This window comes from Microcystis sp. M53603_WE2, assembly GCF_030065435.1.
The window spans coordinates 1-5,647 of sequence record NZ_JASJFF010001119.1 but is presented as its reverse complement, the minus strand read 5'-3'; the positions used below and the strand labels follow the sequence as shown (position 1 = coordinate 5,647).

5 protein-coding genes and 1 pseudogene are annotated in these 5,647 nt (G+C 45.2%); all 6 read right to left on the bottom strand.

The window, feature by feature from the left end; genetic code table 11:
• The coding region (locus PX481_RS23645; RefSeq protein ID WP_288096374.1) for a transglycosylase domain-containing protein at positions 1–2,003 on the bottom strand (2,003 nt) is incomplete at its 3' end.
• A gap of 194 nt (positions 2,004–2,197) precedes the next feature.
• The gene (gene ilvN, locus PX481_RS23640; protein ID WP_002732118.1) at positions 2,198–2,722 is read right to left on the bottom strand and encodes an acetolactate synthase small subunit; all 525 of its coding nucleotides are present in this window, start codon (positions 2,720–2,722) and stop codon (positions 2,198–2,200) included.
• 49 nt (positions 2,723–2,771) lie between these two features.
• Entirely contained in the window at positions 2,772–3,983 is a 1,212-nt protein-coding gene (locus PX481_RS23635) for an RNA-guided endonuclease InsQ/TnpB family protein (RefSeq protein WP_002759349.1), read from the bottom strand.
• 197 nt (positions 3,984–4,180) lie between these two features.
• Positions 4,181–4,795, bottom strand: coding sequence for a LapA family protein (locus PX481_RS23630; protein ID WP_002759347.1), 615 nt, complete (start codon positions 4,793–4,795; stop codon positions 4,181–4,183).
• A 149-nt stretch (positions 4,796–4,944) separates the two neighbouring features.
• Positions 4,945–5,562, bottom strand: a complete 618-nt coding sequence (locus PX481_RS23625; RefSeq protein WP_288096370.1) for a flavin prenyltransferase UbiX — start codon at positions 5,560–5,562, stop codon at positions 4,945–4,947.
• A pseudogene (locus PX481_RS23620) lies at positions 5,546–5,647 on the bottom strand (HEAT repeat domain-containing protein); the annotation flags it as partial. The pseudogene PX481_RS23620 and the gene PX481_RS23625, both read right to left, overlap by 17 nt.

Here is a 5,647-nt window from a genome sequence, read left to right as displayed (position 1 = left end):
TTCATCGTTTCGGCTGTTTTAGGGGAGATTACCTGCTGATTTCTATCGCTATCGTCGCCATAGTCATAAATAACCCGACAAGTACTCAAATCCTCCACATTTTTACAGTCGGAAGCGTCGAGAATGCGTTTAATGGCGTGGGGACGATTCCAGCGCCCGCCATGGTCAAAAACCCCATAAGCGCCGGTCATTTCCAAGACATTTACCTCGCTTTGCCCTAAAATTAGCCCCGGTACAGGATTTAAAGGTGATTTGACCCCCAAACGTTCCGCCACATTGACCACATTACTTAATCCTGCCTCGCGAGCAATGCGAAGGGCGACGCTATTTTCCGATTGCGCTAAACCTTGAAACATATTGACCCCCCCGCTACTGCGTTCACAGGGAGAATAGGCTTGTCCTTGCCAAGAGAGTCCAGCGCAGGTATAGGTTTTATAGGGCGATATTCCCTGTTCTAGGGCGGCAGCATAAGCAAATACCTTAAAAGTGGAACCGGGTTGACGTTTAGCTTGGATAGCGCGGTTAAATTGGCTTTTTTGATAATCAACTCCCCCGACTAAAGCGAGAATTTCCCCGGTTTGACTGTTTAGGGTAACTAAAGCTCCTTGGGAGTATCGATAGCGGGAACCTTGCTTTAAGACATTATTTTTTAAGCTTTTTTCTGCGATCGCTTGCAGCCGGCGGTCTAAACTGGTTTCAACGATAAAATTGCCCTCTTTGGCCACTTCTTCCCCTAAAAGGTCCTGTAATTCCTCGAAAACGTAACTATAAAAATATGGTGCAATCGTACTAGATAGGGATTTTTTGGCTTGGGGACTGATTTCAATGCGAGATCTGCGGGCGCTGGCCGCCGCTTCCGGGGAAATCATGCCTAATTGGGCCATGCGATCGATGACACGATTGCGTAATTGTACGGAAGTGTCGTAATCTTGAATGGGATTAAATAGATTCGGGGCGGGTAACATAGCCACAAGGGTGGCAGCCTCGGAGATATCTAAATCTCTAGCGGATTTATCGAAATAAAAGCGGGCTGCATCTTCAAAACCGTAACCGGCCAAACCGAGATAAACTCGATTGAGATAGGTTTTGAGAATTGTATCCTTACTATAGACTGCTTCTAATTGTAAGGCGACAACCATCTCCCGGAGTTTGCGATCGGCAGTATTTTGGCGACCGACTTCGGGGAATAAACTACGCGCTAACTGTTGAGTCAGGGTGCTGGCCCCTTGACGAATGCCTTGACCTTGCCAATTAATCATAACAGCCCGGACAATCCCGAAAGGATCAACGCCAAAATGCCAGTAAAAACGACTATCTTCGGAAGCGACAACCGCCTTGGGCAGATAGGGAGAAAAATCGCCCAGATTATCTAATTCTTGGTGAGTTTCCTGTCGCCTGGGATTGAGGGGAGTTTGACCATCCCTAGCATAAACCACCACCGGACCGCTCACCCCGGAAGGGAGTGGATAAACATTAACTCTGCGACTTTCCCAGATAACCGCTAGAACTAATAAACCGAAAATACCCCCCGCACCATAGAAACCATAGCGCAAAAGTTTCGCCCACAGGGGAGGGGGACAGTAATAGGAGATGGTGACACAATTGGCTAAATCTGGAGGGGCCAGGGTAAAGGTATCACCATGACGCAGGGAAACGCTTTTGAGACGACGTTTACCCATATAAACCCCGTTGGTGGAGTTTTCATCTGTGAGCAGGAAATTATGGGGATTTTTCGGGTCACGCTGCAGGGAACAATGAATCTGACTGACCACGGTATTACGGATAGTAATATCACAGGAACTGGAACTACGGCCTAACAAATAGCGATCGCCGATAAGGGGATATTTGCTTTCCCCGCTGCCATTCTCGTTTTTAAGGCGTAATTCGGGAACTCTCGCCCCTTTTTTGAGATTTACCGCCTGAAAATTCACCTTTCCTTGCAATTTCTGCACGGCAACGGTGACAAGTTGACTAATTTGGGTTTTCGGCGACTGCTTAGACATAGTTTTTATCAGTTATCAGCTTCTGAAGGCAATAGGCAATAGGGGAAGTGGGGAGTGGGGAATTTCAACTAAAACCCCAACACCCTAACACCCCCCGCAACGCGCACGCAGTGACCACCCTAACACCCCAACACCCTAAAACCCTAACACCCCAACACCCCATCTCCCCAATTCCCAATTCATACCCAATATCCCTAAATTGACATTTTAGCCTCTAAAGCTTTGAGGTATTCCGTATTGACTCCCGACTCGCGAATCAGAGCAATTTTACCGGTACGGGCCACCTCGCGAACGCCAAATTTATTCAGCATTTGCATAATCGCCACCATTTTACCCGGATCCCCCACCACTTCGATGGTCAGGGTTTCCTCGGAAATATCCACAATCCGCGCCCGGAATACCTGCGCTAATTCGATCACTTCGGCCCGGCGCTCGGCGGTAGCATTAACTTTAATCAGCATTAATTCCCTTTCCACACAGGGGGTTTGGGTGATATCCTGCACCTTGAGGACGTTAATTAATTTGTAAAGTTGTTTGGTTAACTGTTCGATGCTGTCCTCATCTCCTGGTACTACCATCGTAATCCGAGAAACTCCCATCTGTTCAGCAGGACCCACGGCCAGACTTTCAATATTAAAGCCGCGACGGGCGAATAATCCAGCAATACGGGTTAAGACTCCCGCTTCATCTTCAACTAATACGGATAATGTGTGTTTCATGGCGCTCTATCTACACAACCTAGATTTCCCCATTTTGACACTCCCCGCGCTAAAGCGACGGGGATTCTTGGTTCCAAGAGATTACTTGCTTAGACAGAATTACTTCTGAAAAAGTAGAGGTATTCTCTCCCCAAGCGTTCATCGGGTCTAGCCCAAAAGTTCCCGTATGCCCTACGGTACTTAACCCTTTTTTAAGGATATTAATAGCGGCGTTTTCATCCCTATCTAAAACACACCCACACTTACACTGATGGGTTCTAGTCGATAAAGATTTTTTAACAACTTCACCACAGTTTGAACAGTTTTGGCTTGTATAGTTCGGTGGGACAGCAATCGTTATCTTGCCGAATTTAACCCCAAAATACTCCAGCCATTCTCGAAACTGATACCAGGCCGCATCATTGATCGATTTAGCTAAACAATGATTCTTGACTAAGTTCTTAATTCTTAAATCGACCTGGGCTATCACATCTAAGAAGCGAACTACGCACCTTGCTAACTTTACAGCAAAGTCTTTACGTTGCCTACTTATTTTAAGATGAGCCTTAGCCAATCTTTGTCTAGCTTTTTGACGATTTTTACTTCCCTTTTTCTTTTTAGATAATCGTCTTTGAAGTCGTTTTAATCTTTTCTCGGACTTTTTTAAAAATTTAGGATTGTCAACTTTATTACCTTCATGATCAGTATAAAAAGAAGCTAATCCCACATCTATTCCGATACACTTACCTGATGGTTTAACATCCTCTTTTACTTCACAAGAGAGAACAAATTGACAATAATAGCCGTCAGCACGTTTAATAAGCCTAACTCGTTTAATGTCAGACTGCTGAAAGTATCCTAAGTCCCAAGTCCCTTTTAGTTTAAGTGTTCCAATCTCCTTTTTATCACTGAAATGAATGGTTTTAGGGTTAAGAAGCTTCCATCCTGTTGTTTTGTATTCAACCGAGCGGGAAAACTTTTTAAACTGAGGATAGCCTTTCTTTCCGATTACCTTCTGCTTACAGTTGTCAAAGAAACGGGAAATAGAAGACCATGCCCTTTCAGCCGATGCTTGCCTTGCTTGAGAATTTAATTGACTAGCAAATTTAAAGTCATGGGACAAAACTCGACAATAAGCTGATAGATCATACTTATTTACACCTTTGTTGTCCATCCAATACTTTAAGCATTTATTAAGGATGAATTGAGCGGTGCGGATAGCATCGTCTATAGCCTGATACTGTTTTAATTTAGCCTCAACTTTAAACTCTAGGACAAACATTTACTCTAAAATTTTAAGAATAAACTTATTTTAACACATTAAATATTAAACTGACAACCCATCACCTAAAAGCCGCCCTCTGCTACGCGGGCATGGCGGGGAACCTTAAACCCAAGTTTTCGGTAAGACAGGAGACAAGGCCGGAACAGTTTGTCTTCTCTGAGGGATTCAGGTAGAAACCTCTACTCTGTCAAAGTTTATATCCAATCTTCCTCATCCCCTTTGTTTACCTCCCGCTCTTGGTTTTCATCCTGGGCGGGGGGCGTAATAATCCGATAATTGACATCGTAAACTTGCTCGGCTTTTTCCCCGCGAGTCTGTTTGGCCGTGCGGTAACTATAGGAATAAACTGAGCCAGTTTGATAACTGTCCTCTGGAGGCTTGACAAAATTCGTTTTTTCCCCATCAGCAACCCTAGGCGGGAATTCTTCCCGATCCTGAATGGTAGTCGGTTTTTCGGGGGGTGCATCAAAATTCCAATCATCACCGCTATCTCTTTCCCAATCGTTACCCGGTGGAGAAGCGGCGCGATCTTGAATATAGGTAGGTCGGGGAGATGGGGGTGGGACTTGAGGATTATTGGCTATAGGAGGGGAAGCTTTTGGGGCGGCCAAAGGACGACCAAAACTATAGAGAAATTGCAGGGTTAAACCACTGATAATTCCCGCTAGGGTGAAAAGTAACACCCAGACCGCTAGGGGCAGTTTTACCGTCATAATACCGCCAAAAAAGACCAAAGTGATCACCCCCAGATTCTGCCAGATCAGTAATCCGCCTACAGCGATCGCAAATAAGACCATGATCCAGCCCATTTTTACCTCCCTTGATTCAGTGATCAGTAAACAGTAATCAGTAAACAGTGATCAGGTATAAAGATAAAGATAACTAACTAACTAATTAACTTAAAACTTACATCTGATAACTGATAACTTACCCACTGATAACTGATAACTGATAACTGTCAATGTCCTTGCCAGCGATTAATGGCCACACAATCGATATCTAACTGATCGAGAGTACGAGCGATGACAAAATCGACCAAATCCTCGATCGATTGGGGATGATGATACCAGGCCGGTATTGCCGGTACAATTCTAACGCCCGCCTCGGCTAAAGTAGTTAAATTACGCAGATGAATTAAACTAAAAGGGGTTTCTCGCGGCACTAAAACCAATTTTCTGCCCTCCTTAATCTGCACATCGGCCGCTCTTTCTAGCAAATCGGAACTTAATCCCCCCGCTAATTTGGCCACTGTACTCATGCTACAGGGAATAATTACCATACCAAGGGTGCGATAGGAACCACTGGCGATCGTTGCCCCCACATCGCCCCAACGATGACAGCGTAGTTTTCCCCCCTCCATCACCCCGCATTGGCCGCGCCAAAATTGTTCTTGTAGCTCCGGTTCTGGCGGCATCCGCATATTATCTTCCGCTTGCCAGACAGTGTAAGCTGATTTGGAGGCCACTAGATCGATCGTGTAGTCGGCTAAAAGTAGATATTTGAGAGTACGGACGGCATAAATCAGCCCTGATGCCCCCGTAACGCCCAAAATTAGCGGTTTAGATAATTCCTTCAAGCTCTAATTCCTCGATCAATTGTAATCCTCTCGGGTCGCCCACTTTTAATAAAGCACCCCTAGCATCTTCCTTGACACCTAAATC

Bases quoted from the DNA above. Each gene is read 5' to 3' on its own strand.
- ilvN (WP_002732118.1), bottom strand. From the start codon at position 2,722: ATGAAACACACATTATCCGTATTAGTTGAAGATGAAGCGGGAGTCTTA.
- PX481_RS23630 (WP_002759347.1), bottom strand. From the start codon at position 4,795: ATGGGCTGGATCATGGTCTTATTTGCGATCGCTGTAGGCGGATTACTG.
- PX481_RS23635 (WP_002759349.1), bottom strand. From the start codon at position 3,983: ATGTTTGTCCTAGAGTTTAAAGTTGAGGCTAAATTAAAACAGTATCAG.